Annotated in this window: 26 protein-coding genes; 6 read left to right on the forward strand and 20 right to left on the reverse strand. The window is 61.9% G+C overall.

Annotated elements, in window-relative coordinates:
- From E8F11_RS19895 to E8F11_RS19905, 3 genes are all read right to left on the reverse strand, one after another.
- The coding region (locus E8F11_RS19895; RefSeq protein ID WP_348529786.1) for a biotin/lipoyl-containing protein at positions 1-302 on the reverse strand (302 nt) is incomplete at its 3' end.
- Positions 303-1,355, reverse strand: a complete 1,053-nt coding sequence (locus E8F11_RS19900; protein WP_280290587.1) for an alpha-ketoacid dehydrogenase subunit beta — start codon at positions 1,353-1,355, stop codon at positions 303-305.
- The gene (locus E8F11_RS19905; RefSeq protein WP_280290588.1) at positions 1,352-2,584 is read right to left on the reverse strand and encodes a 3-methyl-2-oxobutanoate dehydrogenase (2-methylpropanoyl-transferring) subunit alpha; all 1,233 of its coding nucleotides are present in this window, start codon (positions 2,582-2,584) and stop codon (positions 1,352-1,354) included. The genes E8F11_RS19900 and E8F11_RS19905 overlap by 4 nt, the downstream gene beginning before the upstream one ends.
- A 305-nt stretch (positions 2,585-2,889) precedes the next feature.
- On the opposite strand from E8F11_RS19905, the gene E8F11_RS19910 reads away from it, so the two are divergent.
- The 5 genes from E8F11_RS19910 (at position 2,890) to E8F11_RS19930 (ending at position 8,036) form a co-directional block, all read left to right on the forward strand.
- Positions 2,890-3,351: an Lrp/AsnC family transcriptional regulator gene (locus E8F11_RS19910; protein ID WP_280290589.1), complete on the forward strand. Its 462-nt coding sequence runs from the start codon at positions 2,890-2,892 to the stop codon at positions 3,349-3,351.
- A gap of 418 nt (positions 3,352-3,769) precedes the next feature.
- A complete protein-coding gene (locus tag E8F11_RS19915) occupies positions 3,770-4,090 on the forward strand; it encodes a DUF2388 domain-containing protein (protein WP_280290590.1) in 321 nt (106 codons plus the stop codon).
- Positions 4,091-4,810: 720 nt separating this feature from the next.
- Positions 4,811-5,029 (forward strand): hypothetical protein, encoded by a 219-nt coding sequence (locus E8F11_RS19920; RefSeq protein ID WP_280290592.1) that lies wholly within the window; start codon positions 4,811-4,813, stop codon positions 5,027-5,029.
- 209 nt (positions 5,030-5,238) lie between these two features.
- A complete protein-coding gene (locus E8F11_RS19925; RefSeq protein ID WP_280290594.1) occupies positions 5,239-7,155 on the forward strand; it encodes a sulfatase in 1,917 nt (638 codons plus the stop codon).
- Complete coding sequence (locus E8F11_RS19930) at positions 7,152-8,036, forward strand: formylglycine-generating enzyme family protein (protein ID WP_280290596.1); 885 nt, start codon at positions 7,152-7,154, stop codon at positions 8,034-8,036. Before E8F11_RS19925 ends, E8F11_RS19930 begins: the two co-directional genes overlap by 4 nt.
- Before the next feature lie 68 nt (positions 8,037-8,104).
- Here E8F11_RS19930 and E8F11_RS19935 read toward each other — a convergent pair whose 3' ends face one another.
- The 4 genes from E8F11_RS19935 to E8F11_RS19950 all read right to left on the reverse strand — a co-directional run bounded on the left by E8F11_RS19935 (position 8,105) and on the right by E8F11_RS19950 (position 14,558).
- On the reverse strand, positions 8,105-9,472 hold the full coding sequence (locus E8F11_RS19935) for a DUF1329 domain-containing protein (RefSeq protein ID WP_280290598.1): 1,368 nt from the start codon (positions 9,470-9,472) through the stop codon (positions 8,105-8,107).
- Between the two features lie 58 nt (positions 9,473-9,530).
- Complete coding sequence (locus E8F11_RS19940; RefSeq protein WP_280290599.1) at positions 9,531-11,534, reverse strand: DUF1302 domain-containing protein; 2,004 nt, start codon at positions 11,532-11,534, stop codon at positions 9,531-9,533.
- 163 nt (positions 11,535-11,697) lie between these two features.
- Positions 11,698-13,086, reverse strand: coding sequence for a family 1 glycosylhydrolase (locus tag E8F11_RS19945; protein ID WP_280290600.1), 1,389 nt, complete (start codon positions 13,084-13,086; stop codon positions 11,698-11,700).
- A 26-nt stretch (positions 13,087-13,112) separates the two neighbouring features.
- Positions 13,113-14,558 carry a glycoside-pentoside-hexuronide (GPH):cation symporter gene (locus E8F11_RS19950; RefSeq protein ID WP_280290601.1) on the reverse strand — a complete coding sequence of 482 codons (1,446 nt, stop codon included), beginning with the start codon at positions 14,556-14,558 and terminating at the stop codon, positions 13,113-13,115.
- Between the two features lie 200 nt (positions 14,559-14,758).
- Between E8F11_RS19950 and E8F11_RS19955 the strand changes: the two genes are divergently transcribed.
- On the forward strand, positions 14,759-15,379 hold the full coding sequence (locus E8F11_RS19955; RefSeq protein ID WP_280290602.1) for a TetR/AcrR family transcriptional regulator: 621 nt from the start codon (positions 14,759-14,761) through the stop codon (positions 15,377-15,379).
- A 533-nt stretch (positions 15,380-15,912) separates the two neighbouring features.
- Here E8F11_RS19955 and E8F11_RS19960 read toward each other — a convergent pair.
- The 13 genes from E8F11_RS19960 to E8F11_RS20020 form a co-directional block, all read right to left on the reverse strand.
- Positions 15,913-16,575, reverse strand: a complete 663-nt coding sequence (locus E8F11_RS19960; protein WP_280290604.1) for a GAD-like domain-containing protein — start codon at positions 16,573-16,575, stop codon at positions 15,913-15,915.
- 208 nt (positions 16,576-16,783) lie between these two features.
- Positions 16,784-17,266, reverse strand: a complete 483-nt coding sequence (locus tag E8F11_RS19965) for a hypothetical protein (protein WP_280290605.1) — start codon at positions 17,264-17,266, stop codon at positions 16,784-16,786.
- 10 nt (positions 17,267-17,276) lie between these two features.
- Positions 17,277-17,597: a hypothetical protein gene (locus E8F11_RS19970; protein ID WP_280290606.1), complete on the reverse strand. Its 321-nt coding sequence runs from the start codon at positions 17,595-17,597 to the stop codon at positions 17,277-17,279.
- A 256-nt stretch (positions 17,598-17,853) separates the two neighbouring features.
- Positions 17,854-18,078: a hypothetical protein gene (locus E8F11_RS19975; protein WP_280290607.1), complete on the reverse strand. Its 225-nt coding sequence runs from the start codon at positions 18,076-18,078 to the stop codon at positions 17,854-17,856.
- A 215-nt stretch (positions 18,079-18,293) separates the two neighbouring features.
- Positions 18,294-18,761: a hypothetical protein gene (locus tag E8F11_RS19980; protein WP_280290608.1), complete on the reverse strand. Its 468-nt coding sequence runs from the start codon at positions 18,759-18,761 to the stop codon at positions 18,294-18,296.
- Positions 18,762-18,877: 116 nt separating this feature from the next.
- A complete protein-coding gene (locus E8F11_RS19985) occupies positions 18,878-19,183 on the reverse strand; it encodes a hypothetical protein (protein WP_280290609.1) in 306 nt (101 codons plus the stop codon).
- Between the two features lie 57 nt (positions 19,184-19,240).
- Positions 19,241-19,690 (reverse strand): hypothetical protein, encoded by a 450-nt coding sequence (locus tag E8F11_RS19990; RefSeq protein WP_280290610.1) that lies wholly within the window; start codon positions 19,688-19,690, stop codon positions 19,241-19,243.
- A 393-nt stretch (positions 19,691-20,083) separates the two neighbouring features.
- Positions 20,084-20,989 (reverse strand): hypothetical protein, encoded by a 906-nt coding sequence (locus E8F11_RS19995; protein ID WP_280290611.1) that lies wholly within the window; start codon positions 20,987-20,989, stop codon positions 20,084-20,086.
- A gap of 19 nt (positions 20,990-21,008) precedes the next feature.
- Entirely contained in the window at positions 21,009-22,148 is a 1,140-nt protein-coding gene (locus E8F11_RS20000; RefSeq protein WP_280290612.1) for a hypothetical protein, read from the reverse strand.
- A gap of 3 nt (positions 22,149-22,151) precedes the next feature.
- Positions 22,152-22,508, reverse strand: coding sequence for a DUF4150 domain-containing protein (locus E8F11_RS20005; RefSeq protein ID WP_280290613.1), 357 nt, complete (start codon positions 22,506-22,508; stop codon positions 22,152-22,154).
- Between the two features lies 1 nt (position 22,509).
- Complete coding sequence (locus E8F11_RS20010) at positions 22,510-23,865, reverse strand: DUF2169 domain-containing protein (protein WP_280290614.1); 1,356 nt, start codon at positions 23,863-23,865, stop codon at positions 22,510-22,512.
- Positions 23,866-23,883: 18 nt separating this feature from the next.
- Positions 23,884-25,929, reverse strand: coding sequence for a type VI secretion system tip protein TssI/VgrG (gene tssI / locus E8F11_RS20015; protein ID WP_280290615.1), 2,046 nt, complete (start codon positions 25,927-25,929; stop codon positions 23,884-23,886).
- A 95-nt stretch (positions 25,930-26,024) separates the two neighbouring features.
- Positions 26,025-26,543 (reverse strand): Hcp family type VI secretion system effector, encoded by a 519-nt coding sequence (locus E8F11_RS20020; RefSeq protein WP_280286841.1) that lies wholly within the window; start codon positions 26,541-26,543, stop codon positions 26,025-26,027.
- Positions 26,544-26,631 lie beyond the last annotated feature (88 nt).

Raw genomic sequence — 26,631 nt, forward strand, 5'->3', positions numbered from 1 at the left:
TCCGCGTGCGGCACTTCAGTGCGTGCTTGCGCCTGCCCGCCCGCCTTGACGTTGCCTGTGCCTTCCACTTCCAGGCGGACCAGTTCGTCGCCGACGGCCATGACCTGGCCCGGGGTACCACCCAGGGCCAGGATCTTCCCGGACACCGGCGAGGGGATTTCCACCGTGGCCTTGTCGGTCATGACATCGGCGAGCAGTTGGTCTTCGGCGACGATATCGCCGACCTGCACGTGCCACTCGACGAGTTCGACCTCGGCGATGCCTTCACCGATGTCCGGCATCTTGATGACGTGAATGCCCATTCAGACCTCCATGACGCGCTTGAATGCCGCGCCGACTCGTGCCGGCCCGGGGAAATAGGCCCATTCCTGGGCGTGCGGGTAGGGCGTGTCCCAACCGGTGACGCGCTCGATGGGCGCCTCCAGGTGGTGGAAACAATGCTCCTGGACCAGCGACATCAGCTCGGCGCCGAAACCGCAGGTGCGGGTCGCCTCGTGGGCGATCACGCAGCGGCCGGTCTTCTTCACCGAAGCGACTATGGTCTCCAGGTCCAGCGGCCAGAGGCTGCGCAGGTCGATGACTTCGGCATCGACGCCAGTCTCTTCGGCAGCCGTCTGGGCCACGTACACCATGGTGCCGTAGGTCAGCACGGTGACCGCCGCGCCGGGGCGGACGATCGCCGCGCGGTCCAGCGGAACCTTGTAGTAGCCCTCGGGTACCTGGCTGGCCGGGTGCTTCGACCAGGGCGTCACCGGGCGGTCGTGGTGACCATCGAACGGGCCGTTATACAGGCGCTTGGGTTCGAGGAAGATCACCGGGTCGTCGTTCTCGATGCAGGCGATCAGCAGGCCCTTGGCGTCGTAGGGGTTGGAGGGCATCACCGTGCGCAGGCCACAGACCTGGGTGAACATCGCCTCCGGGCTCTGACTGTGGGTCTGGCCGCCATAGATGCCGCCGCCGCAGGGCATGCGCACGGTCATCGGGGTGATGAAGTCGCCGGCCGAGCGGTAGCGCAGGCGCGCGGCTTCCGAGATCAACTGGTCGGAGGCCGGGTAGACGTAGTCGGCGAACTGGATTTCCACCACCGGGCGCAGGCCATAGGCGCCCATGCCGACGGCGGCACCGATGATGCCGCTCTCGGAGATCGGCGCGTCGAATACCCGCGAGGTGCCGTACTTCTTCTGCAGGCCCTCGGTGCAGCGGAACACGCCGCCGAAGTAGCCGACGTCCTGGCCGAACACGATCACGTTGTCGTCGCGCTCGAGCATGATGTCCATGGCCGAGCGCAGCGCCTGGATCATGGTCATGCTGGTCACGGCCTGGGCCGTTTCTGCTTGCGGATTCATGCTGTTCATACCCCGAGCTCCTGGCGCTGCCGGCGCAGGTGCTCCGGCAGGTCCTTGTAGACGTCCTCGAACATGCTGGCGGCGGTGGGCAGGTGGCCGTCGAGCAGGCTGCCGTGGCTTTCGGCCTCTTTCTGCGCGGCGATGACTTCGCCTTCCAGCTCCTTGTGCAGCGCCTCGTGCTGCGCTTCCGACCAGATACCCAGGCCGATCATGTGCTGTTTCAGACGGGCGATGGGGTCGCCGAGGGGGAAGTGGCTGTAGTCGTCGGCGGGGCGGTATTTCGACGGATCGTCCGAGGAGGAGTGCGGGCCGGCGCGGTAGGTGACCCACTCGATCAGGCTCGGCCCGAGATTGCGCCGGGCGCGCTCGGCGGCCCATTGCGAGGCGGCGTAGACGGCGAGGAAGTCGTTGCCGTCGACCCGTAGGGACGCGATGCCGCAACCCACGCCACGGTTGGCGAAGGTGGTGCCCTCACCACCGGCGATGGCCTGGAAGGTGGAGATCGCCCATTGGTTGTTGACCACGTTGAGGATGACCGGCGCGCGGTAGACGTGGGCGAAGGTCAGGGCGGTATGGAAGTCCGACTCGGCGGTGGCACCGTCGCCGATCCAGGCCGAGGCGATCCGGGTGTCGCCCTTGATCGCCGAGGCCATGCCCCAGCCCACCGCCTGGATGAACTGGGTGGCAAGGTTGCCGGAAATCGAGAAGAAGCCGGCGGCCTTGCTCGAGTACATGATCGGCAGCTGGCGGCCCTTGAGCGGGTCGGCCTCGTTGGAGAGCAACTGGCAGATCATGTCCACCAGCGGGTATTCGCGGGCGACCAGAATGCCTTGCTGGCGGTAGGTGGGGAAACACATGTCGCCGTCGCGCAGGGCCAGGGTATGGGCGGTGGCGATGGCCTCCTCGCCCAGGCACTGCATATAGAAGGACAGCTTCTTCTGCCGCTGCGCGGTGATCATGCGTGCGTCGAAGATGCGCGTCTTGAGCATGGCGCGCATGCCGCGCAGTACCAGCTCATTGCTCAGCTGCGGGTTCCAGGGGCCGACGGCCTGGCCGTCGTCGTCGAGCACCCGGACCAGGCTGTAGGCCAGGTCACTGGTTTCGGCAGGTTCGACGTCTATGGGCGGCTTGCGCACCGTGCCGGCATCCGACAGGTGCAGGTAGGAGAAATCGGTCTGGCAGCCCGGTCGCCCGGTGGGCTCCGGTACGTGAAGGCGCAAGGGCGCGTAATCGGTCATGTTGCCTCCGGCGGCAATGGCTCAGGGAGCGAGCGGGTACGGATCAGGAAAGAACACGCGTGGCGGGAGGCGGGCTGGGGGGATGCAGCAGTCCCGGCAGGGGAGAGGTGAAACGGCAGTGCGCGCGGGTGCGGCTGGGGAGGTTTTCGTGCGTGACATCACTCATGGTGAGGCCCTCGTCGCTTGTTCTTGTGAATTCAGTATATGCTTCGCTCGCTAGTTTTTTGCTCCAAAGTGACTAGTGCTGCGAGGCAGTATTGGTATGTTTGAACTAATAAAATCAAAAATCGTAGAGTTATGCCGCCATGTCCGAACTTGACCGGATCGACCTGAAAATCCTCCGCGCACTGGCCGAAGATGGCCGCCTGAGCTGGCGCGACCTGGCCCAGAAAATTGGCCTGTCGTTGACCCCGACCCTGCGTCGGGTACGCCGCCTGGAGGAGGAGCATTACATCCAGGGCTATTTCGCGCGGCTCGACGAGCAGCGCCTGTCCGGGGCGATGAGCGTGTTCGTCTCGGTCTCCTTAGAAAAGCAGACCGTCGACTACCTCGCCCGGTTCGAGGAGCACATTGTCCAGGCGCCGCAGGTGATGAGCTGCTTCCAGATGACCGGCGACGCCGACTACATGCTGCGTGTGGTGGTCAAGGATCTCGCCGCCTACCAGGCGTTCCTGACCAACACCCTGACTTGCATCCCCGGTGTCGCGGGGATCAAGTCGGCATTCGCCCTGAAGTCGGTGATGCTGCGCTCGGCGCCGCCGATCTGACCGTCTCCTGGGAGGACATTCGAGCCATGCAATGGATGTCCTTGGGCAAGGCTAACCAGTAGCGCAAGGCGACGCCGGACGTATGGACGGGGCGGGTGGGTTGCTGGAGTGACGGAGCGGAAATGAAAACAACCCGCATGCGGGGCTTTCTTGTGCGGTCGACTCCAGTTCGCAGGCCGCTCCTTGGCGCAGGGCGCTTGCATATCGTGCGCGTTCGGCCACCCAGGAACGCCGCGGATCGCTAACTAATCCTGAATCGTATCGGCAATGGCCGCCTGGGATGGGCGCTGCTGCTCCTTATCATGCAGCGCGGATGTTTACTCGGCAGGAGCAGTACTTCGAGGAAATCGCAGAGAGACGCTGGAACTCACTCCTCAGGCTGCAATCTGAGGGTGACGCAAACCCCCAAGGAGTCACCATGCGTTTTTGCAACACCGCTGCAACCCTCGCGCTGATCGCCCTTCCTTTCGCGTCGGCCATGGCCGAAGACGACGACCTGCTGCGCAACCTCCTCTCCACCGGTGCCACCACTGCCTCCACCTACCTCACCAGCGGCGGCGACCAAAAACTTGTCGGCCCGGTGCAGGACGATGCCAGCAGCTTCATTGCCAGCGACGGCGCCATACGCGGTCCCTATCTCGAGGCCGAGCTGCAACGACTCCGCAGTGAGAATCCCGGCCTGCAAGCGAGCAGTGACCTGGAGTTGGCCAGCGCGATACTGGCCGCCGACCCGCAGTGATTGCGCCTCGATTGCCCACGGCTCGAGCCGTGGGCATTCGGCAGCGTCGGCCCTCGGCCTCAATCGCCCTGGCTTTCTTTCGGTTCTTCGCGGATTACCGGGGAGATTTTGCTCAGACCGGATTGGCAATCTGGTGTGAGGGGGCTTGGAGTCTTTTCGTTCGGCTCATTGCCGAGCGGGCTTCAGGTCTCGGTTTCGCCCTCCCGGGCGAGTCCCTTTTCCAATCGTTGAAAAGGAACCAAAAAACTTGCCCCAACATCCGGCCCCGGCTTCGCCGGGGTTCCCTCCCTCCAGCGTCGCGCCGGGGGCCCGGCGCGAAGGGCCATCCCTGGCCCTACACGCCTCTCGCGGCATCCATGCCGCTCGTCCCCCTCTGCAACGCTTCCGCTCGGCCTCCTGAAGGGGCGCCATCCCGGCCCCACCCTCGCTGCTCGGTTTCAGACCTGTATGAGCTTCAGGTTTGCTCCAGACTCGCCGGCTAAGTCACCCCTCGCCCGCCTGCGGGGCGAAGAGGTACGCGTTCGGAAGCACCGCTTCCGGTGCCGATGAGCGCCTGAGCGCGAAGCGATCAGGCCGGGGCGCAGGGCGGGGGCCGGGGGAGAGGGCAGCATCCGCCTGCACGGCGCCAATCAATGGCTATCCGACAATCTTGCCAATCCAGCGCGAATCCAATGCCTCCCCGAAAATCCGCGAAGAACCTTTCTTTCCGCCGGTGCGTTCATGCAGGAAGGAAGAGGTCCGTGGGATGGGGCGTCCGGGGCCCTGTTCACCCAGCGCAAGATCATGAAGCTGGGCCCGCAGCGCATCGTCGGCATCGGTGTCAGCCTGGTGGCCACCGGCGCGCTCGCCTCCCTGGTGGTGTACGCCGTGGCGGCCTTCAGCGGCTTCGCCCTGATGACCCGCAAGGCGCGCGGCGCTGCGGCGCCGGTGGTGGGTTGAAAGGCTTGGGGTCTTCGCGCCGTCGGGGCTTTGTGTAGGTGCCTCGAAGCTGATCTTTTGCAGGGGACGACAGGTTTCGGATCGGGATTTGCCATGATTTATCCATATGGATTATTTTCGGCATCGATCCATGCGGGGGCTGCAAGCCGGCCGTCCCGTGAAACCATTCTTCCAATGGCCGCCCCGGCCTCCCTGACGAGCAGACAGACATGCCGCACCTCGACCGCCGTCGACTCCTGCAACTGGGCTCCATCCTGCTGGCTTCCTCCCTGACCGGCGTTTCGCTGGGCGCCGCCGGGCGCGGCCAGTCCAGGCCGAACATCCTCTGGCTGGTCAGCGAGGACAACTGTCCCTTGATCGGCGCCTATGGCGATCCGCTGGCCAGGACGCCCACCCTCGACCGCCTGGCGCAGGAGGGCATCCTCTACCGCCATGTCTACGCCAACGCCCCGGTCTGTGCGCCTTCGCGCTTCGGCATTCTCACCGGCGTGCGGGCCGAGTCCTGCGCGCCGGCCAACCACATGCGCGCCCAGGCGAAGCTGCCGGATGTGCTCAAGACCTATCCCCAGTACCTGCGCGAGGCGGGCTACTACTGCAGCAACAACGCCAAGACGGACTACAACTGCGACGTCGACCCGGCCGCGATCTGGGACGACAGCAGCGACCGCGCGCACTGGCGCAAGCGCCCGCAGGGCATGCCTTTCATGGCGGTGTTCAACTACGAGACCACCCACGAGTCGCGGATTTTCCTCAGCCGGAAGGGCGCGGTGAAACCCGCGGACATCCGCGTGCCCACCTACCTGCCGGACACGCCGGCAATCCGCCGGGACTTCGCCTCCTACTACAACCTCATGGAGCGACTCGACGGCCAGATCGCCGAACGCCTGGCCGAGCTGGAGGAAGACGGCCTGGCCGAGGACACCATCGTTTTCTACTACTCGGACAATGGCGGGGTGCTGCCCCGCAGCAAGCGCTATTGCTACGAGGAAGGGCTGCGTTGCGCACTGATCGTGCGCGTTCCCCCCAAGTGGGCGCACCTGGCCGAGGTCCGCCCCGGCAGCCAGGTCGACACCCCGGTGACCTTCATCGACCTGGCGCCCACCGTGCTGGCCCTGGCCGGCGTCCCGGCGCCGCCGCAGATGCAGGGTGCCGCGCTGTTCGGTGTCCCGGCGGTGAAGGCGCAGCGCTACGCCTTCGGCATGCGCAACCGCATGGACGAGCGCTACGACTTTGTGCGTACCGTCAGCGATACCCGCTACCGCTACATCCGCAACTACATGTCGCACCGCGTCGGAGGCCAGTACCAGGCATTCGCCTGGGTGGCCGAGGGCTACCGCGACTGGCTGCGCCTGTTCCAGGAAGGCAAGCTCTCGCCGCAACAGGCGGTGTTCTTCCAGGAACGGCCCTTTGAGGAACTCTACGACCTCGCCCTCGACCGCGATGAAGTGGTCAACCTGGCGAGTTCCCCGCAGCACCGCGACAGGCTCGAGGAACTGCGCGCGGCCCTCGACCGGCACCTGCTGGAGATCAACGACAACGGCTTCATTCCCGAGGGCTCGGAACTGGAGGGCTACCTGAACAGCCGTCGGCCGGGAGCCTACCCGCTGGAGCGGATCATGCAGGTGGCGGCGCGTGCCGCGCAGCGCGATCCCGCTGCGCTGAAGGCCTTGCTGGCCGACCTGGACGATCCGCACGATGTGGTCCGGTTCTGGGCCGCCAGCGGCCTGCTCATGTTGCGCGACCAGGCGGAACCGGCGCGGCAGAGGCTGCTGCGCACCCTGCGCGAGGACTTGCCGCAGACCCGTATCGTGGCCGCCGAGGCGCTGGTCCATCTGCAGGAAACCGAGGGCCCGATAGCGCTGCTCGCGGAATACCTGGAGGCGGGCCATCCCAAACCGCTGCGCCTGCAGGCGATCAATGCGCTGACCTACTGTGGCGACGCAGCGCGGCAGGCATTGCCGGCGATCGAGGCCAACGCCGAGGACGACGACGATGACGTGCGCAATGCCTGCCGCTATCTGGCGCAGGTGCTGGAGGGGAGCTTCGACCCGGACGAACCGGTGTTCGAAGTCACGCGCTTCCTGCGCCAGCGCCTGGTCGATGCAATCAAGGCACGCCTGATATGACAGGACATCCGGCGGGCATGTGCCGCCTGGCCGGCGGCACCTTCACCATGGGTTCGGAGCGCTTCTATGGGGAGGAGCGGCCGTTGCGCGAGGCCAGGGTTGAGCCTTTCCGGCTGGACCCGGGGCCGGTGACCAACGCCGAGTTCGCCCGCTTCGTGGCGGAAACCGGCTACCGCACCGAGGCCGAACGGCCAGTGCCGGGGCAGCCCGGCGGCCGTGCCGGCTCCCTGGTGTTTCGCAAGCCCAATCGGCCGGTGCCCCTGCACGATCCTTCGTTCTGGTGGCAGCTGGACCCGGAAGCCGATTGGCGACACCCGGAGGGCGCCGGGTCGGGCCTGACGGGGCGGGAGAACCACCCGGTGGTGCATGTCACCCATCGGGACGCCCAGGCCTATGCCGCCTGGGCCGGAAAGCGGCTGCCGAGCGAGGCGGAGTGGGAGTTCGCCGCCCGTGGCGGGCTGGTGGGCGCCGATTTCGCCTGGGGCGATGAGCTGCTGCCCGAGGGGCGGCAGCTGGCCAATTTCTGGCGCGGCGACTTTCCCTGGCACCGTGAGGACGGGTTGGCAGCGGGATTCACCAGCGCTGTCGGCCATTACCCGGCCAACCCTTTCGGCCTGTTCGACATGATCGGCAACGTCTGGGAATGGACGGCGGATGACTACGCCGAACGCGCCACCTCCTGCCCCAGCTGTGCGGCGGGACAGCCCGCCCTTGAAGAGACCGAGAAGGTTATCAAGGGCGGCTCCTTCCTCTGTGCGCCGAGCTATTGCCAGCGCTACCGCCCGGCGGCGCGGCAGGGTCTTCGCGCCGACGGTTCGGCTTGCCATATCGGTTTCCGTTGCGCGGTTTCCGAGACGGCGATACCAACCCGGACTCCGTAGGTTGGTCCGAGCGCAGCGAGGCCCGACAACCCGCCCATCACCGGGCCTCGCACGCTCAGCCCTCTCTGTCAGCGCACGCCACGCGCCCGCAGGCTGGCGGGGCTGAAGTAGTCGTCGCTCGGCGCCGGCTGGCTGTAGTCGGTGATCCCCGGTTGCTCGTTGTCCAGCCATTGCACCATGTAGCGGCGTGACTGCAGGTCATGGAACACATCCAGGGCTGAACCGGTGGAGGGCAGTTCGTAGGTATTGGTCAGGTAGGCCATGGATACCCGCCACAGCTCGCCGCGGCCGTCGTACTGATCGGCCATCGCTGCACTCCAGCTGTCCTCGTCCAGGTACAGGGTGCGCTTGCTGTAGACGTGGCGTGCGCCGGGCTTGAGCTTGCCTTCCACCACCCAGACCCGGTGCAGTTCGAAGCGGGTGTATTGCGGGTCGATGTGACCGGGCCTGATCAGGTCCTTGTACTTCAGCTCGGGGCTGGAAATCTTGTAGTTGTTGTAGGGGATGTAGATTTCCCGCTTGCCCACCAGAGTCCAGTCGAACCGGTCCGGAGCACCGTTGAACATGTCGGTGTCGTCGATGGTGCGCAGGCCGTCGGTGGTGGTGCCGGGGGTGTCGTAGGCGAACAGCGGGGCGCGCCGGACCCGGCGCTGTCCGGGGTTGTAGCTCCAGGCATGGCGGGGCTCGCTGACCTGGTCGAGGGTCTCGCGCACCAGCGAGGCGGTGCCCACCAGGCGTGCCGGGCTCCTGACCACCGTCTGGTAGTAGAACAGCGTGTTGTTCAACCCGGCGAAGCTGCCGCCCTGCTGGTAGTACTTGAACAGCATGTTGTACTGGGTGGTGACGGGGGTGAAGCTGCCGTCGCGCTGCACGGCTGCTTCCGAGGAGTTGCGCACGAAGTAGGTGCCGCGATAGCGGGCGACATGGTTCCAAAGGGCTTCCAGGCCGCTTTTCGGAATGGGGAAGGGGATGCCGCCGAAGGCATCGGCGAAGCCGTTGCCGCCCTCCACCAGGTGGGCGCTGGTGGCGTTGTCGAAGGTGTTGTCGTAGACCCACTGCGGCGCCGAGGCCGAGCGGCGGCTGGGGTACACCGGGATGCTGAAACCGTTCGGGTAGGCGTTGAGCAGGGCGATCGCCCCGGGGCTGAGGTTGGCCTTGTACAGCTCCAGGTTGGCCTTGGTGATGGTGAACAGCGGCTTGTCCTCGGCGAAGGGGTCGATGCGGTGTCGGCCGGGCTGGTAGCCGTCGGGCACCTGGGTGATGCCACCCGCCCAGGCCGGGATGGTGCCGGCCGCATTGCCGGCCCTCTCGGCGCCGAGTGGCGTCAGGTCGGTCTTCAGCCGGGCCGCTTCGTCGGGGGACACCGCGGCCAGGGCGCCGCTGGTGAGGAACACCAGCGCGGCTGCGGCGCTGGCCAGGAAGTTCAGGTTGGGCATGAGCGTTCTCCATGGAGATGCCCGCCGGGCCCCTGCCAGGGGCCGGCGTGGGGGTGGGTCAGAAGGAGTACTTGAGGTTCAAGCCGATGTTGTCGCGGTCCCGCGAGCTGTTGTGCTGCCCGGCGCCGTAGAACTCGGTGTACTGCAGTTCCGCTTCCAGGGAGCTGCGGTAGGAGGCCTTCAACCCGAGGGTGTGGGCCTTGCGTCCTTCGATGAAGTTGCCTGCGGAATAGGAGTTGCCCCGGAAGTCCTCCCGGAACACCAGGTAGGGCGAGAGGTTGATGCCGGCGAACAGGTCGTTCCAGGTGCCGGCGAACTGGATCACGTAGCCGTAGGCATTGCGGTCGACCTGGCTGTCGCGGCCGAACCCCGAGGAATAGCCCTTGTTGGCGCCGCCGAACCCCGAGGAATAGCCCTTGTTGGCGCCGCTGGTGAAGTAGCGCACGCTGCCATCGAAGGCGGTGTACTTCAGGCTGCTGCCGCGCAGGTGATCGCCGGCCAGCTCCGCGACGCCGGTGAGGGAATCGAAGATCAGCGTGGGACCGAAGTTGTAGATCGCGCCGATGGAGGTGTTGAACGACTCGACCCGCTCGTAGTTGTGCACGCTCGCCCCGGTTCCCAGGGCGATCGGCTGGCCGACGATCTCGGCGCTGCGGCCGCTGTTCACCAGCGGGGCCTGGCTGATCAGGTCGCCCAGCAGGTCGTTGGTACTGGCGACGCCGATCGGCAGGTTGGGGCGGTAGGCCAGTTCGCCGAACAGCGTGGCTTCGCCGAGGGTGGTGTTGAAGCTCAGGCCGAGCATGCGAATGTCTTCCGGGTACTCGCGCCGGGCGGTCAACTGGTTGGTCAGGTCCACCACCGTGGCGCCGTTGACCAGGCCCAGTGCCTGGGCTGCCGCCGCGTTGCCGCCACGGGCGGCGCTGACCAGTTGCCCGTAGCTGCGGAAACCGCCGAGGGAAGCCAACTGGTCGAGGTTCACGCCGGCATAGGAGGGGTTCAGCTGTGCCGCGATCGAGGGCTCCTTGGCGTGGTAGTTGACGAAGTAGAAGCCGAACTCGGTGGCGTTGAGCGATTCCGCCATGTAGCGGAAAGCCACGCCGAACTGGCCGTCGTCCCGGGCGTTGAGGTCCTGGCCGACGCTGGCGACCTTGAGCACGCCGTTGGCGTCCAGGAAGTCGGTGCCCTGGAGCCCTGCGAAGTGGCTGGCTGCCAGCTGCGGATAGAGCGCCTGGAAGGCCGGGTTGGCCAGCGCGGCAATTCGCGTGTAGGCGGTGTTGCCGCCATCGGCGAATAGGTCCGTTCCGCCGTAGAAGGTGCCCACGGGGTCGATGCGGGTCTCCTTCCAGTTCCACTGGTAGAAGGCGTCCATCGACAGGTTCTCGGTCAGCCCGGCGTTGAAGCTGATGGCCTCGATCGGCACCAGGACTTCCTTCACCTCCGAACCCGGCAGGTGCAGGGCGGCGGCATCCACCGGGTTGGTGGTGTTCACCCCGCCCCTGAAATAGAGGCCCTCGCCCCAGTTGAACACCTGGCGGCCGAGGCGCACGGTCAACGGTTTGCCGTCGATATCCCAGTTGCCGTAGAGGTAGGCGTCGAGAATCTCCGCGCGATGGCCTGCCACGTCACGGGTCTCGGATGTGAAACGGTCGTCGCGGGGGAAGGACTGGCTCGGTTGGGGCGGCGAGTTGTTGTCGTAGTAGTCGTTGCGCTTGTCCATGACCTGCGTGTCGTAGAAGGTCGAGCCACGCAGGAACAGGCCGTAGTTGCGCCAGGTCGCGCCGAGGTCGGAGGTGATCTTGTACACCTCGGAAACCAGGCCGGTATTGAAGTTGCGGTTGCCATCGTTGCCGTTGATGTCGTCGTTGTTCCGGTCGCGGCCCTGGACGCGCCACAGTGTGCCGTAGGACAGGGTGGTATCCAGCGAGCCGGACACCTCGCCATCGGCCAAGCTGAACTCCAGCGCCTGGGCCTGGAATGCCATGCACAGCGGCAGCAGGCTGGCGAGGGCGAGGCCGGCGCGAACCGGAACATGCGGCGGAAGAGGGCGATGGATTGTTTCCATGGTGAAACACCCTAAGGTCTGATCATTGTTGTCCGGGCCGCCAGGCGGCCCGCTTTTTTCGATCGTTCAGGCAAAGCTGTTGCGTACCGCTGCTCGGCGGTGTCCAACCGCGTGCGGTGAAGTGGGGTGATCGGTTGGTCCCGGCGCGGGGCCGGGCGATGCCTCAGGAGGGCGCGTCGAGCGCCGCGTTGTGGCGGATGCAGCGGGCGAAGTAGTCGAGGCTGCGCTTCGGCGTGCGGGCCAGGGTCTGCCGGTCGACGTGGATCAGTCCGAAGCGCTTGGCGAAGCCCTGGGCCCATTCCCAGTTGTCGGTCGCCGACCAGTAGAACAGGCCCTTGAGACGCACGCCCTGGGCATGGGCGGCCTGGGCGGTCTTGAGGTAGCTCGCCAGGTGGGCGATCCGCTCCGGGTCGTCCACCACACCGTTTCGGGGTTGCGGGTCGGGCATGGCGAAGCCCGTCTCGGTGACATAGATCTCCGGCGCGTCGTATTCCCGGTGCAGGCGCAGCAGCATTTCGTCGAGGCCTTCGGGCTCCACGTGGAAGTAGGCGGTGCGCGGCAGGTTCGCCGGCGGCTCGCCCTGGGCGATGCCGAGGGATTCGCCGGGGGCCTGCCGGACGTAGATGCGGCTGTAGTAGTTCATGCCGAGGAAGTCCGGGCGGACATCGATCAGCTCCATGTCGCCATCGACGACGAAGGGAGACACCAGTTTGTCCACCGGCTGGGGATAGCCCTTGCCATACAGCGGATCGACGAAGGTGCGGTTCCACAGGGCGTCCACCAGTTGCGCCGCCGCCGCGTGTTTCACCCGGCCGGCCTCACCACGCACCGGCTGCAGGTTCACCGTGGTGCCGATGCGCGCTTGGCCGGGCAGCATCGCCCGCAATGTCCGGAACACCAGCCCCTGGGCCAGGTTCTGGTGGTGGATGGCGGCGAACGCGGCTTCGGCGGAGTTGAGCGCCGGGGCGTGGACCTCGGAGGCATAGCCGCGCAGGGCGACGCTGTTCGGTTCGTTCAGGACGATCCACTGCTGGATGCGGTCGCCCAGCTTGCCGGCGACTATCTCGGCGTAGTCGGCCAGACGCTGGCAGATGTCGCGGTTGCGGAAGTCGCCGGCCCAGGTCGGCACGTCCCAGTGGAACAGCGTCGGCCAGGGCGTGATGCCGCGTTCCAGCATGGCGTCGACCAGGCGGTCATAGAACGCCAGGCCGTCGGCGTCCGCCGGACCGGGCCCCTCGGGCTGGATGCGCGGCCAGGCGATGGAGAAGCGGAAGGCCTTCACGCCGGCGTCGCCGAGCAGGGCGAGGTCTTCCGGGTAGCGTTCCTCGAACTGCGTGCAGAGGCGGTTGGTGGAGCCATCGTGGACCACGCCCCGCTCATCGCAGAGGGCATCCCAGTTGCTGTAGCCGCGTCCCCGCCGGCTTTCGGTCTGCGCGGCGGACGAAGCGACGCCCCAGACGAAATCGTCGCAGAATCGTGCGTCCATCCCGCTGTCGGCGGCTGGTGCGTTGTCCCGGGTAGCCTGATCGGAACGATCACGGGTTACCGTCATGCTGATCTCCTTCTTATGGTTGTCTTTCACAGGGGTTCACCGCTTTTCTGCGGCTGGGTTGGGAGGGCCAGGGGGTTCCCGGGCGGTTCTGCCGGGTCGTGCATTGGCGTGGGGTGGACCAGGGCTTCCACGAGCCGGCGGTGCATCTCCGGGTCGATGGGGTAGGCCCAGCCGAGCAGGAATACGCCGGCGCTGCCCAGCAAGGGCACGAGGGACATCGCGGCCAGCAGCAGGTGCAGCGTCTGCGGCGACTGGCTGGCGTTGGGGACGAAGCCGATTCCCCCCAGTGCCAGCCCCAGGGCGCCGGCGGCGATGCCGAGGGCGGCCTTCTGGGCGAAGATCACGGTGCCGATGATCAGCGACTCGGTGCGGATGCCCGAGCGCCATTGGCCGTATTCGACTGTGTCCGGGACCATCGCCCAGAAGCACACCACGCTGGCGCTGGCGCCGATGGCGATGAGCGCCAGGATCGACAGCAGCACGGCATAGCCGGACGCGCTGAACAGGTACCAGAGCAGGAAGCCCAGGCTGTAGAAGCCGGTGCCGGCCAGCAGGGCGAAACGCTTGCTGCGCCTGCGCGCGACCAAGGCCCAGAACGGTGCCGCCAGGGCGGCCACCACCGCCATCAGGGCCAGCGCCGTCCCGCCGAAGTCGGGGTCGTTGCGCACGTACTTGAAGTAGTAGAGAAGGTTCTTCGAGAAGAAGGTGCTGGCGAAGGAGTACATCAGGGCGATGCCCAGCACCAGCAGCAATGGCCGGTTGAGCAGCAGGGCAGCGAACGCGCGGCGTGCGCCGGGCCAGGCAGCGGCACTGCCATCGTCAGCATCGCTGGCGTCGTTGGCGCCGGCGGCCAGTGCGGCGGTCCAGAGCATGAGCGAGGCGACGCCGGCGAACAGGCCGGTCACCAGCGCCCAGGCCTGTGCGCCGCCGCCGAGATAGCGCGTTGCCGGCAGGGTTATCGCCGACACGGCCATGGCCGCGAGGATGGCGAAGACCATGCGGATGCCGGCCATGGTCGCCCGTTCCGCGCTGTCCCGGGTGACGCGGGCAAAGAGCGAGGCATAGGGCACCGAGACCAGGGCGTACAGCGTGCGGAAGGCGAAGTGGCTGGCAATGGTCAGCACCACCAGCTGCGTGCCTTCGCCGCGCGGCAGGCTGAACATCAGCACGAAGGACACCGCCAGCGGCACGGCGCCCAGCAGCAGGTAGGGACGGAAGCGGCCCAGGCGGGTCCGGGTCCTGTCGGCCATGGCGCCGATCAGCGGGTCGACGGCCGCGTCCCAGATCAGCGCGCTCATGTAGACCAGGCCCGCGGCGGAGGCCGAAAGGCCCAGCACCTCGGTGTAGAAGAACAGCAGGAAAAGCGTCGCGATCTGCCAGTAGAGGTTCACCCCGAAATCGCCCGCGCCCAGCGCGATCTTCCTGCCCAGTGATAGCCGGCGATGTGCCCCGGCCGGCGCTAGCGCCACCATGTTCGACTCCCGTGCGTGCCGTGTTCGGCTTGTTGTTCTCCCCGTGGCGAATGCCGCTTCACGGGCGTTTTCATGCGATGGCGCAGTGTACGCAATAATTTATCCGATCGGATAATTAACCTTCGACAGTGGGTTGTCAATGCCTGGCGACCTGCGCCAGACTTGCCGCTTCCGGATTGATGGGGCGGTGACAAGGACCTATGGCGACGCCACGAGTAACCAAGCAAGAGCGCAGCGAGCAGACGCGGACAGAGATCCTGCAGGCGGCACTGGACCTGTTTTCCACCCGTGGCTTCGCCGCGGTGAGCGTGCGCGACATCGCCGAGCGGGTAGGGGTCAACCACGCGATGATCCGCTACCACTTCGGCGGCAAGGAGGAGCTCTGGCGCGAGAGCGCCGCCTACCTGTTCGACCGCCTGGCGCAGGAGATTCCCGCTCCGGAGGTGGCCGAGGGCGAGGCCTCGCTGGAGGCGCTGAAGCAGTACGTGAGGAGCTATGTCCACTACTGCGCGCGACATCCCGAACATGCCCGTCTGATGGTGCAGGAATCCATCATGCCGTCGGAGCGGCTGAGGTGGGTCTCGGACAATTACATCCGCCCCAACCACGCGCGGACCCTCAGGCTGATCGAGAACACCCGGCTGCCCGAGGGACTCGGGGGGATCGACCCGGTGATGATGCTCTACATGGTGGTGGCCATCGCGCAGATGCCCTACCTGGTCACCGCGGAGCTGGAGTTCTCCCATGATCGGGCCGTGCTCACGCACGAGGCGATCGATGCCCATGCGGATGCGGTGGTGAAGTTCATTTTTCGCGACTGACTACATCGGCCTGCTGGGACTGAGTTCCGCCGAGTACGGGCTGGCCTTTGGCGCCACCATTTCCGGCCTGATCGGCGGGGCGCTATTCACCCAGCGAACGATCATGCAGCTGGGGCCGCAGCGCATCGTTGGCATCGGCGTCAGCCTGAGCGGCGTGATCCTCGACGCCCTGCAGGACGGCAGCCCCTCGCCGATGATAGCCATCCAGGCCGTGTTCGCCGTGGCCGCCTTCAGCACATCCATGCTGATGACCCGCAAGCCGCGCAGTGCGGCGGTGTGGGTGGCGAGCCGAGGGGCAGGTCTAGCGAGTGCAGCGCTCGGTAGTTCTACGCGCGCAGCTGTTCCAGTTGCTGCAGCACCTGCTGCGCGCTCATGCCAGGCGCCCGTGCTACCAGCTTTTTAAAACCGGCGGAGCCGGCGGAATGCTGCTGCCCATGGGCGTCTTGCAGACGTCGGGCGCGATGCCGATGACTAGGAGAATGCACTAGTGCAAGTAGTGCGCGACCAGGCTTTCACCTGGCCGCTTAGCATGGCTACTTCATGAGCTTTTCGAGGTCGACACCGGAGAACGGCAAGGTCGGCGTGTCGAAGTTGCGCAGGATGAGCAGGTGCGGGTCCAGCTTCAGGCGGCGCAGGTTTTCCAAGGTGGGACTGCCGCCCAGCACGAGCGCGGGCTCGAAGCCATACATTTCGTCTGGCGCCAGAGGGCCGTACTTCTTCATGGCGCGGTCGAAGAGCAATTTTCCATTGGTGTCCGTAAAGTCAAAGTCTTCTGGATCACTGACACCAAATAGCGCTTGAATCGATGTGTCTTGGTCTTCCAGTGACTTGGCTTTCAGTCTGTTTTTCTGAGCTAATATCTCGTTATGAAGGCTGATAATTGTTGTGCTTGCACCAGTTTTTTCACCACATAGGTAGAGGTCGCCAAATGCACTCCTAGCAATCACGTGAAAGGTATCAAGTGTAGCTAGTGGCGTCCCTTCCAACCACGCATCCTTGATGTGCTCATACTCACTTGGATTAACCGTCCAAAAGCGCCCATGCCCATAGCAGGCCCAACCCTCTTGGCGCCAGACGTCTAGCAAGACAGGAGGAAGCTTGCTAGACCACGCGGCAATAATTGCTTCTGAGATATCCGTTCGGAAGTTAGCTTCTCCCATATTTTCTATGAAAAGATCAAAGTGTGAATCTCTCATGTTTATTTTCCTTTCTTTCCTGGGGGAATCGAAAAGGGGGCAGATTTATTTTTCCTGCTCTAATTTTTCGGGGGAGAATCAAAGAGAAGGGTGGTCTACAAGGTTAGAGTATAGAAAATAAATCTGTCCCCTTTCGCCCCTTAGGGCAGTTTAATCTTTGTCGCCTTTATTTTTTCGTGAGTTTGGGTGCTCCATTCCTCTGATTGGATTAGCTCTTGTTGCTACTATCTTCCTGTGCGATTTCTTTGCTCGGGTCTAAAGCTTGAGGGTTTATATGGTTTTCAATGGCACGCCGTAATGTGCCTTCGCCGTCGCGAAGAGCATAAGCTCTCATTAAGCGTATAGGGGCAAATTCCAATCCATCTATTTTTGAATGGCCAGTAATCACGGGTATATTAAAGTTCACGCTCTTTTCATCATCGAGAGGTAAAACCCACTTACCCCCATGGCTCAGTCTGACAAACTCTCCAAGATAGCGTCCGAAAATAATAATCAAACTGGTTTTATCCTCTTCGCTCAGTCCTTTTGACATTGCATCAAAAAGTTTTTCGAGTTTTTCTGGTGTGTCAGGCTTGTTATCAAGGGTTATGTTATTTTTTTTAGCTTCGTCTGTGAGCCAGTCTATTTGGCCGTCCATTAGCATCAAGAACTCATCGAACGTCTCTATGGCTTCTGTCTTATCTATGCTCATGGCTAATTCCTTAGTGTGGTAATTGTGGTCCTATTTTGTAATCTATTCCTGATTGTTTCAATTCTTCTAAATACGGTTTTGAAGCTCCTTTCTCTAATATGTGCTCTACTTTCCAGCCATCCTTTACCAGTGCAGCATCTTTTTGGATGGCGAGTTGATTTTCCTTTGTTAGGCTAACTTTTCCGGTTTTAAGCTGGCCTGCATATGACTCTCCTTCTTTCAGGATGTCTATCTGTCGATTAGTGAACGGGGTTTTAATTGTTCCTTCAGAAGCTCCCCATGACTCACGATATGCTTTTTCTCTTGCTAGACCATGCTGATAGTTCCGCATATTGGCGAAAAGGGGACGGCGAAAAGGGGACAGATTTATTTTTCCTACTCTCGGCGAAAAGGGGACAGATTTATTTTTCCTACTCTAATTCCTAGGGGAGAGAGCAGGCTCTAGTTATCCATGGAGGGAGAAACCACATCTAGGGTGGGGCTGGTTGTGCTACCAAGTTATCCACAACACACATTGCAGTGTGCCTCAATTGGTCTGCCGTCTCTGTAGTGATATTTCCAACGCTACCTGTCCGGCCTGATCGAAATTAGAGTAGAGAAAATAAATCTGTCCCCTTTTTCCTACATGGTTGTTCGCCAGCTGCGATGAAGGCCTTTCGCAGCTTAAAAAGCAATTCATCTAACTCATCGATGTTGTCGTAGATGTGATGAAATTCCCCTTCTTTAATTTGATAGAAAATTTCAGTATCCAGATACATCATCAAGCATTTCAGCTGTAGCCAAGATTTTCTGAAAGTTACTTGGCGCAGCATTTACTGCGGCTTGAGCTATCACTGGGTAGAGCGCTTCAATTTCTGGCGTCATGAGAAATGGATAATGTTTATTCCATGAGGGCGAGACAGCCTTTGATACATCTATCTAGATCTACCCAAGAGATGTAGGTGCGAAAAATGGAACGGCCATTTCCTTGCGAAATAGGCTGAATCATATCTCTCGTTCCTTCGAATATATGGAGCACAATTATTCTTTAGCCGAGAGGAGGTTCGCCGTTTGAAACGCTTTGGAGCCAGGTATCAAATACGTCGTCAGGCAAGATATCTGCATGCTCAGAGAATATGCGGTCATATCTATACTTTGCACGCATTTTGTTGTTCTTAACATCGTAGTGCAGACGGATTTCAGTCGGCATTTCTCGATGGAATTCTCCGCATTTCGCTTCAATGTTATCTAGGTTGTCGAGTCCAATGTTAAGCATTGCGCTTTGCCTCTCACCTGACGTGTCATACGCGCTAATGCCGCTGACTACTGCGGAATTTAGGTTGTCTTTTTCTACTATTTTTCCATTGATTCTATAAAAGACGTCAAACGCCGTTGTGCCATCTTCACAGGCTCCATATATGAATATTTCATCTGCCCTTCCGTCTGCATACTCAAGGGCAATGCTAACCATATCCGTTTGATACTCGGAAAAATAGTCTTCAAATTCTTTTGCCATCTGAGTTTTCCTAATTTTTTAATCGGGTTTGCGCGAAAAGGGGACTGCGCGAAAAGGGGACAGATTTATTTTTCCTGCTCTAATTTTTCGGGGGAGAATCAAAGAGAAGGGTGGGTCTACAAGGTTAGAGCATAGAAAATAAATCTGTCCCCTTTTATTCTGTTACCAGCATAGAAATATGCTTGTGCGAGAATCAATCTTCCGTGCCCCCAACGAAAGCGACTGGTGGCAAGCTGAAATTCCTCATCTACGAATCCCAGCTCCAGCCCCCGCTTGCGGACCAAGATCCAGTCATAGCACTTGGAATCGGCTGCCTCAGGTCGTTGCGGGCGGCGGAGCGTATTCAATTCGAGAAACAGGCTATTCAATTGCCCATCATCACTGGCTACGCCAAACATTGATGTGATATCCGTTGCGTTCATGCCGTGAGTGTCCATCAACTATCAAATTCACCAGAAATTCTGTAGCTACATTAGCGGCTAAAATGGCAATCCCACAGAGACAATTATTGCTTCGCCATCATCGTTGAGAGTGACATGAACTCGATGGTTCCCAAGAATCCAGCGCAGACGGCTCTCGTCAGGGTTTCTCCATTCCGGTTCACCAAGCAAGGAAAAGAGCTCGGATTTCTTTTGCCCGAATCCGATGCCGTATGGCAGGAGGCCCTGGAAAATAGAAAAACCCCCTATTTCTTTTCCATAGTAACGAACGTTCACTAAGACAAGTGCCCCGTCGGGATAATCACGCTCTGGGAACTTGAGCGACTCAGAATCTGAAAGCGTCAGCTCAACTCCTGCAGCCTCCTTCAATAAGTAGGCATCAGTGTCTCCGCGCGGCAATACCGGAACTTCATCTATAGCAAGCTCTTTTAGCAGGATGCCTAATTTTTCCTCGCCGTAGTAATATCCCAAATATTCAAAGTATTCCATAGCCAACCTCATAGCTGAGACTTGATAATTTCGTTTAACTTTTTATCAAACCAGTCGTTATCTTTTAGAACTCTCTTTGCAGCCATCATATAGGCCTTCTTGCATCCTCTGCGCGAAAAGGGGACAGATTTATTTTTCCTGCTCTAATTTTTCGGGGGAGAATCAAAGAGAAGGGTGGGTCTACAAGGTTAGAGTATAGAAAATAAATCTGTCCCCTTTTATTCTCAATCAGCTTTCTATACTGGAAAATCTTCAGGAAAGAGATGCCATTGTCGTTCGCCATTCGTTCACTGAGCTTGATCGACATAATTGTCGACGGCCAGCGTGACGCCGTTCGAATGAATTAAGTTTCTGGCTAGTGAGCTTTTTAATCAGCAGATCCCGATATCTTACCTACTTCATTAAATCTTCGATTACTTTGTCAGAGAAGTCCGGGGATGGATAAGGTATAGGATCTACCTTCATCTGAGCCAAAGCAGTATTCATGAGGGGATGATCATAGGAGTCAGGATTCTTCACTCCGGCCCATTCTCGAATCCGTAAAAATGCAAGAATTTCATAGGGGAACAGCGCCCGGCTTTCAACGTCGAACTCCAAAATGTCTTCATGGCCAGTGCTCCGTGAATGGGCCAGATGAAAATCAGCCATGGAAGAGATAAGGCGTTGAACCAGGTCAGGGTCGCTAGTTTTCCAGTTCTCCAGAGCCTCGGTGTATGGACTCATATCCTCTGGATATGAGTAGCTGTCCGATGCCACGCACTTTGAGAACATGTCGGAGCAGAGTTGTAGCAGGAACCAGAAATGGCGAAATAGCACGCCTTTTCGGTGTCGAGGATTCTTGCGAAGATCAAGCAGCGGGCTATCGAGACCGGAAACTAATGTATTCAATACAGAGCGCGCATCTTCTTTCCAGCCAGCAATAATGGAAAGTGAAAGGGTCAATGCAGCATTAGTCAGTAGCACGCCACAATCAATATTCTTTTCAAAGCCCCGGCTTATGAGTGTCTCATTTGTGTCGAGCGCCGCCTTTGCATACTTTGCTGCCTGTCCAAGATGATGCTCACGTAACAAGTTTTGGTTTATCAGGGCATTCTCATATTGGACAAGATGCCACTGACTCAAATGTTCAAGGTTCATGCTAATTAGTGCGATGGCGCTCTTGTCTTTGGTCGGGTCAAGAGAGCCGAAAAATACCAAGGGGTCATCATGGAGTAGCTGCTGTGAAACAGCATCTCTCGTGTCTTCAAGTAGCCAAAAAGCCACATTCTTTTTTACGCGTTCAAAGGCTCGCTTATCCATTACAAATGCTCCAGCCTCTCTATTGCCAAGACTTGCTCTTAGATTTTCGTGTTGGGTGTTTCATGCACCCTTTGTCAATATCGTCAATGAAGACATCTCTTTTCTCGTATGTGACATTTTGACCCGCCCCTTTAATCCATTGAGTTGCCTTCATGGCATTAGCTCTGACGTTGGGTAACTTTCTGTAATTTCCATCGCCATTGACTGCTCGGGACAAGCGGTCTTTTGTAAAGTCTGCTCCCCCCATATCCCTTTGAGCTTTACTGAGTTTCCCGGCAGTAGGTCCGTCTGTCGTCTTTACTTCCCACACTTTAACCTCACCAGTCTTGCTGTTGCGACCGATCAGATCAACTCCGTGTCCAGAGTTGTTTTGAACCGCAACAACTTCATCGAAGCCTTGGTCAAACATGTCCATTTTGGAAAGCCATTCGCCGCAGTCTCCCTTTTCTTTGGCTTTACTTTTTTTAGATTGCGCGCCTGAAGACTCCTTGCGAGCCGCTGTCTTTTCGGCCTCTTCTTTGCCCTTCTTCTCGGCTTCATCCGTGACCTTCTTCTGGCTCGCCCGTTCCGCCCCTTCCTTGGTTGCCCTGGCCGAGGCGTCGCCCGCTATCTTGGTGCCATGCCGGGCGGCTTTGCCTGCTGTGCCCAGCCAGCCCGCGAAAGGAATGGCCGAGATCAAGGACAGGGCGGCGCCTGCGTAGTCTCCGCGTGCCAAGCTGATACCAGCATTGGCCAGGTCGGCAATTTCGCCGAGCCCGGGAATCAGGCCGACGATATCCAGCCCGGTCTGCAGGCCATCCAGTACTTTATCGTCTAAAACGCTCTCTGCAGCCACTGCGGGGTTGGAGCCGCTGGCGCCAGCCTTGCCGGCTGCAGCTTCGCCGACGACCCGGCCCACGGTATTGCCGTTGGGGGTGGTGGCGCCAGCAGCGCTCTTGCCGAGTTCGGGCTCGATGTAGTTGGGCAACTTCACGCCGAACTTGGCGGCAAAGTCTTCACGGAATTGGGCGTATTCCGCGTAGCTCAAGTCAACCTGGGTGGTGAGGGTGTCGCCTTGGTAGTTTTGAACGGTGACCCCGTTCCCCGTGCCTCTGGTGCCGATGACTCTGCCATTGCCAACGGGTGTCATGCTTTTGCTGACGATGAGGGGCTCTGCCATGACCTACACCCCATTCATCCAGAACTGGTCGTCATGGCGCACCAGGTAGCATCCCTCGGCGCGTACCGTGCCGCTGTGCTCCAGCGGGTGGCATTTACCTTCCACGGTGCCGCTCTTCACGCCTTTGGCAGCGCCGGCTGAGTCACCGATGGTCTGCGGCGTGTAGCTGCTCTTGTAGATGACCACCGGGTGGCCATTGGCGCGCACGCTGGTGGCCACGCCGGTGCTGGTCTGGAGTTCCGCGGTGACCGGATAGGGCACGGGCGGGATGCTGCTGCCCATTGGTGTTTTGCACACGTCCGGGGCGGTGCTGACGACAAGCCACTTGCTCTGCTTGCGCGCCACTACGTTGTCGGCCATGTCAGACGGTCTCCTGCTCATGGCGCGGGGCGCGCGTGATGATCGGAGCGGCCGGGTCGACCTCGAGGCGGGCTTCGAGCACGCGGATGTCGAGACTGCCTGGCAGGCTGATGCGGTGGGTCAACGACAGAGTCATGGCATCGGTATCGATGCGCAGGGTGTCGGTGAGCATGGGCAGCGGCAGCACCACGCCGTCGGCGAGGCGCAGCAGGATGAAGGGGCGGTGCCCTGGCAGTTGGATATGGAGTTGGCCATCTGCGCTGAAGCTGGGGTCGACCAGGTTCAGCAGTTCGATGCGGGCGTCCGGCGAGGGATAGGCCACCTGTTGGTTGGCCGGGGCGCCGTTCCAGTAGGTGAAGTCGAAGTCTTCGGGCAGCCCTGGCCAACGGGTGTCTTCCCAGGTTTGGTCGTAGGTGCCGGCCAGGGCCAGGCGCGGTGCCCAGGCGCGGCCGACGACGCCGAAGCCGGCAGGGATGTAGCCGTAGTCGGCGGCGACTTCGGCCATGGCTGGGGCATCGAGCCCGCCGGCCGGGTGATGCGGGCGCAGCAGGCGTTCGATGGGCTCGCCCGGGTGTTCTATCTGCGGCGCCGGCAGGCGCACCAGCATGTGGCCGGTGTGCTGGTAGTGCAGCTTCTCGTACCGGTGTTCCAGCCAGCCGCAGCCCAGCGGGTTGCTGAAGCAGACTTCGTTGAGTAGATACTCAGGCTGGTTCGGGTCGCTGGCATGTTGTGGGTTGGGCACCTGGCTGGCCCCGCCGAAGGCGTGCTCCCAGCGCAGGGGGACGCGGGTGGCCAGTTCCGGCTCGGTCAGCCTCCAGCCGATGAGGCCGTGCCGAAACTCGCGCGGGCCGGTGAAGCGCAGCGTCTTGTCGAGCAGCAGGAGCGGCGTGCGCTGTTCGCTGCTGCGGCGTCGAGCTTCCCGCACCTGGTCCTGGTGCTCCTGCAGCTCGGCGGCGGTGAGCCGTACACCGGGCGGCCGGCTGGGCAGCGGCGGATCGGGGAACTCCTGCCTGGGGCGGGTGGAGGTGATGCGCAGGCCAGCTTCCCAGTTGCGTGCGGGTAGCCCCGCAGGTGAATGCGCGTGCCCGACGACGATGACGTCGCAACAGGGCTTGAAGGGGGCCAGGTCGCTCTCTTCGCGCACGGAGCTGGTGCCGGGCTCGCCGTAGTGGGTATCGGCCAGACACAACGGCAGCGGCTCGTCATCGAGCACCACCGCCCTGCACTGGCCGGGTCGGCCCGGCAAGGGTTCCAGGCGATAGCCGACCTTCATGGCGATGACGGGGTGTTCCTGGCCGTCCGGGTCGAGCGCGCTGTAGCACAGCGCCCCGAATGGGGTGAGGTTGCGAAATTCCATGGCGCGGCACTCCCTGTGCTAGTTGATGTCGACGACCTTGCTGGAGAGCTGGATGTGCTCGCTGGCCGAGTAGTCGAACTTCACGCCGTTGATGAGGATGGTGCCGTCGGCCTTCATCACCAGGCTCGATTTGCCGACGGTGATGGTGAGTTCCTCTCCGACCTCAGTACTGAAGGTTTTGCCGACGTTGATCGATTTGTTGATACCAACCTGCTCGGACTGGCTCAGGCCCACGGAGGTGTTCATGGCTGCGCCGACGCTGGTCTGGTAGGCCGCGCCGATGCTGAGGAACTTGGCCATGCCGATGGTTTCGATCTTGGTCTTGGCGACGGTTTCGGTCTTGTGGCCGCCGATGGTGACGCGGCGGTTGCGGCCGATCTCGATGGTCTCGTTCTTGCCCACGTCTTCCTTGCGGTGCCGGCCGATGGAGATGGTTTCGTCGTTGCCGACATCCTCCTTGCGGTCGTGGCCGATGGAGACGGTCTCGTCGTTGTCCACGCGCTCGCTACGGTCATGGCCGACGAAGGTGGTCTCGTCGTTGTTGACGATGTTGTTCTGGTCCTTCTGGGCGTGGATGAAGACCTCTTCCTGCCCGGCCTCGTCCTCGTAGCGGATTTCATTGAAGCCATCGCCCTTGTGGGTCTGGCTCTTGATGCTCATGCGCGTCTTGTTGGCCGGCAGCTCGTAGGGCGGCAACTGCAGGGCGTTGTAGGTCCGGCCCGTGATGACGGGCTGGTCCGGGTCCCCATCGAAGTTGCTGACGATGACCTCCTGGCCGATGCGCGGGATGGCCATGTGGCCCCAGAGCGCGCCCGCCCAGTTCTGCGACACCCGTATCCAGCAGGAGCTGTGCTCGTCGTTCCTGCCTTCGCGGTCCCACGGGAACTGCACCTTCACCCGGCCGTACTCGTCGCAGTAGATTTCCTCGCCCGGTGGGCCGACCACGGTGGCCTGCTGCGGGCCGTCGATGCGCGGCTTGGACAGCGGCTCGGCGCGCCACTCGGCATCGTCCGGCACCAGGGTGGCGGTGCTGCTGTAGTGCGTGCCCTGGGCGGCGTCGGCGCTTTCCTCGGCCTGGCTGGTGTACTGCCTGCCATGGTGCTCGATGCGCACCGGGCGCCAGCCGCGGTTCATGTCCGCACGTGGGTGGCCGATGAGGTCGAAGGCGATGCCCGGCACCAGGCGCGCGTCGTCGCCCTCGACGGTGGCTTGGCGCACATCGCCGCGGTGGCCGCGCAGGCGGTCCTGGGTGAAGCCCTCGCCCGCCGCGCTCTTGTAGCGCCCGGGGTAGTCGTAGCGCTCATAGCCGCGCGCCTGGTGCACCAGGTAGTCGCCATCGCGCTTGGTCTGCTGGTGGTAGCGCGGGTTCTTGAAGTCGTAGTCGCGTTGGGTCTGGCGCGCGGTGCGCACGTTCTCGCTGTAGGCGAAGCTGCGCAGCGCCGGGCGTGGGCGGTCGCCGCCGGCCATGGGGTTGTACTCCACCGGCAGGCCCGCCTGCTTGCCGAATATCCACAGGCGGTCGCAGTGGATGAGGCGGTGGCCCTCGGCGCTGTGCTGGAAGCCGTAGAAGAACCCTTCCTCGCGCATGATGCGTTCGACGAAGTGGTAGTCGGTGTCGCCGGCCTGCACGCAGTACTCGCGCGGTTCGTGGGGGTTGGTGACCTTCTGCTCGTAGTCCAGGGTGATGCTGTGCTTCTTGAGCACGGCCTGGGCGATGTCGGGCACAGAGAGGGTCTGGAAGATGCGCCAGTCCGAGGCCAGCTGCAGGCGGGTCAGACGCGGCTCCACGGTGGCGCGGTAGCGGGTGCGGCGAAAGCCGGTATCACCTTGGACGAAGGCCGAGACGGTGCCGTGGACGAAGCGCACCGGCTGGCCGCCCTGCCAGATGGTGAGCAGCCCGGGGCCGTCGAGCACCTGGCCGAAGTCGACGGCCGGGTTGGCGCAGCTCAGGTCGACGTCCAGCTTGAAGGTCTCGGACAGGCCTTCGTTGAGGTGGAACTCGACCACCTCGAAGTCGTCGCTGCCGGCGAGGAAGGTGAAGCGCAAATCGGATTGAACGGCCATGGGAAATCCTTGCCGGACCGCTGCCGGCCCAGTGCTCCTTGTGCAAGAGGGAGCAACCGGCGCGCGTAGCGCCGGTTGCCGGATATGCCTGGGGGTTAGGCTTCCTGGGGCTTGCGCCAGTCGTCAGAGGCTTCGGTGCCGGCGATGGCATGGGTCCAGGTGATCTTGCGGTAGGCCATGGCGACCTTGACCAGTTGGGTATACGCAGCCTTGCTCGGGTCCTGCGCGTGCGGCAGGACGGTGTTGATGTTGACGACGGTGGCGTCTTCGAGCTTGGTGGTGAAGAAGTGCTCCTGCTTGCCCTCGGTGGAGGTGCGGTACCACTTCACTTCCACTTCCGGAAGCATTTCGCCAGAGGCCAGGGCTTGATACAGCAGCGGGGTGGCCTTGTTCAGCGGCGCGGTGAAGATAAAGGGCTTGTGCACGCGCTGGCCGGAAGGCTGGCCGCTCTGCGGGTCGGTCGGGGTGGCGATCAGGTGCTCGATTTCCTGGACCAGGATCTGGTCCTCATGGCCTTCCTGGTAGACGTTGCCCACGGAGTCGGCAGTGAAGGCGCCCTGGGTGATGTTGCCCTGGGTCTTGCCCTGGATGCTGATATAGGCGGGAGTTGGCATTGGCTGCTTCCTTGTATCGTTGAGGTGAAGGCCCTGAGGGCCGCGCGCCATCGGTGATGACAAGGGGGGTATCGCAATCGCCGTGCCA

The organism is Pseudomonas sp. BN417, assembly GCF_029871205.1.
In the GTDB taxonomy this organism is placed as follows: Bacteria; Pseudomonadota; Gammaproteobacteria; order Pseudomonadales; family Pseudomonadaceae; genus Metapseudomonas.

What these genes read in the sequence shown, in the direction of transcription:
- E8F11_RS19935 (WP_280290598.1), bottom strand. Translation starts at nt 9,472, where the DNA reads ATGCCCAACCTGAACTTCCTGGCCAGCGCCGCAGCCGCGCTGGTGTTC.
- E8F11_RS20005 (WP_280290613.1), bottom strand. Translation starts at nt 22,508, where the DNA reads ATGGCCGACAACGTAGTGGCGCGCAAGCAGAGCAAGTGGCTTGTCGTC.
- E8F11_RS19955 (WP_280290602.1), top strand. Translation starts at nt 14,759, where the DNA reads ATGGCGACGCCACGAGTAACCAAGCAAGAGCGCAGCGAGCAGACGCGG.
- E8F11_RS20010 (WP_280290614.1), bottom strand. Translation starts at nt 23,865, where the DNA reads ATGGAATTTCGCAACCTCACCCCATTCGGGGCGCTGTGCTACAGCGCG.
- E8F11_RS19960 (WP_280290604.1), bottom strand. Translation starts at nt 16,575, where the DNA reads ATGAGAGATTCACACTTTGATCTTTTCATAGAAAATATGGGAGAAGCT.
- E8F11_RS19995 (WP_280290611.1), bottom strand. Translation starts at nt 20,989, where the DNA reads ATGGATAAGCGAGCCTTTGAACGCGTAAAAAAGAATGTGGCTTTTTGG.
- E8F11_RS19910 (WP_280290589.1), top strand. Translation starts at nt 2,890, where the DNA reads ATGTCCGAACTTGACCGGATCGACCTGAAAATCCTCCGCGCACTGGCC.
- E8F11_RS19950 (WP_280290601.1), bottom strand. Translation starts at nt 14,558, where the DNA reads ATGGTGGCGCTAGCGCCGGCCGGGGCACATCGCCGGCTATCACTGGGC.
- E8F11_RS19920 (WP_280290592.1), top strand. Translation starts at nt 4,811, where the DNA reads ATGCAGGAAGGAAGAGGTCCGTGGGATGGGGCGTCCGGGGCCCTGTTC.
- E8F11_RS19915 (WP_280290590.1), top strand. Translation starts at nt 3,770, where the DNA reads ATGCGTTTTTGCAACACCGCTGCAACCCTCGCGCTGATCGCCCTTCCT.
- E8F11_RS19945 (WP_280290600.1), bottom strand. Translation starts at nt 13,086, where the DNA reads ATGACGGTAACCCGTGATCGTTCCGATCAGGCTACCCGGGACAACGCA.
- E8F11_RS20020 (WP_280286841.1), bottom strand. Translation starts at nt 26,543, where the DNA reads ATGCCAACTCCCGCCTATATCAGCATCCAGGGCAAGACCCAGGGCAAC.
- E8F11_RS19970 (WP_280290606.1), bottom strand. Translation starts at nt 17,597, where the DNA reads ATGCGGAACTATCAGCATGGTCTAGCAAGAGAAAAAGCATATCGTGAG.
- E8F11_RS19975 (WP_280290607.1), bottom strand. Translation starts at nt 18,078, where the DNA reads ATGCTGCGCCAAGTAACTTTCAGAAAATCTTGGCTACAGCTGAAATGC.
- E8F11_RS19930 (WP_280290596.1), top strand. Translation starts at nt 7,152, where the DNA reads ATGACAGGACATCCGGCGGGCATGTGCCGCCTGGCCGGCGGCACCTTC.
- E8F11_RS19980 (WP_280290608.1), bottom strand. Translation starts at nt 18,761, where the DNA reads ATGGCAAAAGAATTTGAAGACTATTTTTCCGAGTATCAAACGGATATG.
- E8F11_RS19925 (WP_280290594.1), top strand. Translation starts at nt 5,239, where the DNA reads ATGCCGCACCTCGACCGCCGTCGACTCCTGCAACTGGGCTCCATCCTG.
- E8F11_RS20000 (WP_280290612.1), bottom strand. Translation starts at nt 22,148, where the DNA reads ATGGCAGAGCCCCTCATCGTCAGCAAAAGCATGACACCCGTTGGCAAT.
- E8F11_RS19940 (WP_280290599.1), bottom strand. Translation starts at nt 11,534, where the DNA reads ATGGAAACAATCCATCGCCCTCTTCCGCCGCATGTTCCGGTTCGCGCC.
- E8F11_RS19905 (WP_280290588.1), bottom strand. Translation starts at nt 2,584, where the DNA reads ATGACCGATTACGCGCCCTTGCGCCTTCACGTACCGGAGCCCACCGGG.
- E8F11_RS19965 (WP_280290605.1), bottom strand. Translation starts at nt 17,266, where the DNA reads ATGAGCATAGATAAGACAGAAGCCATAGAGACGTTCGATGAGTTCTTG.
- tssI (WP_280290615.1), bottom strand. Translation starts at nt 25,929, where the DNA reads ATGGCCGTTCAATCCGATTTGCGCTTCACCTTCCTCGCCGGCAGCGAC.
- E8F11_RS19990 (WP_280290610.1), bottom strand. Translation starts at nt 19,690, where the DNA reads ATGGAATACTTTGAATATTTGGGATATTACTACGGCGAGGAAAAATTA.
- E8F11_RS19900 (WP_280290587.1), bottom strand. Translation starts at nt 1,355, where the DNA reads ATGAACAGCATGAATCCGCAAGCAGAAACGGCCCAGGCCGTGACCAGC.
- E8F11_RS19985 (WP_280290609.1), bottom strand. Translation starts at nt 19,183, where the DNA reads ATGAACGCAACGGATATCACATCAATGTTTGGCGTAGCCAGTGATGAT.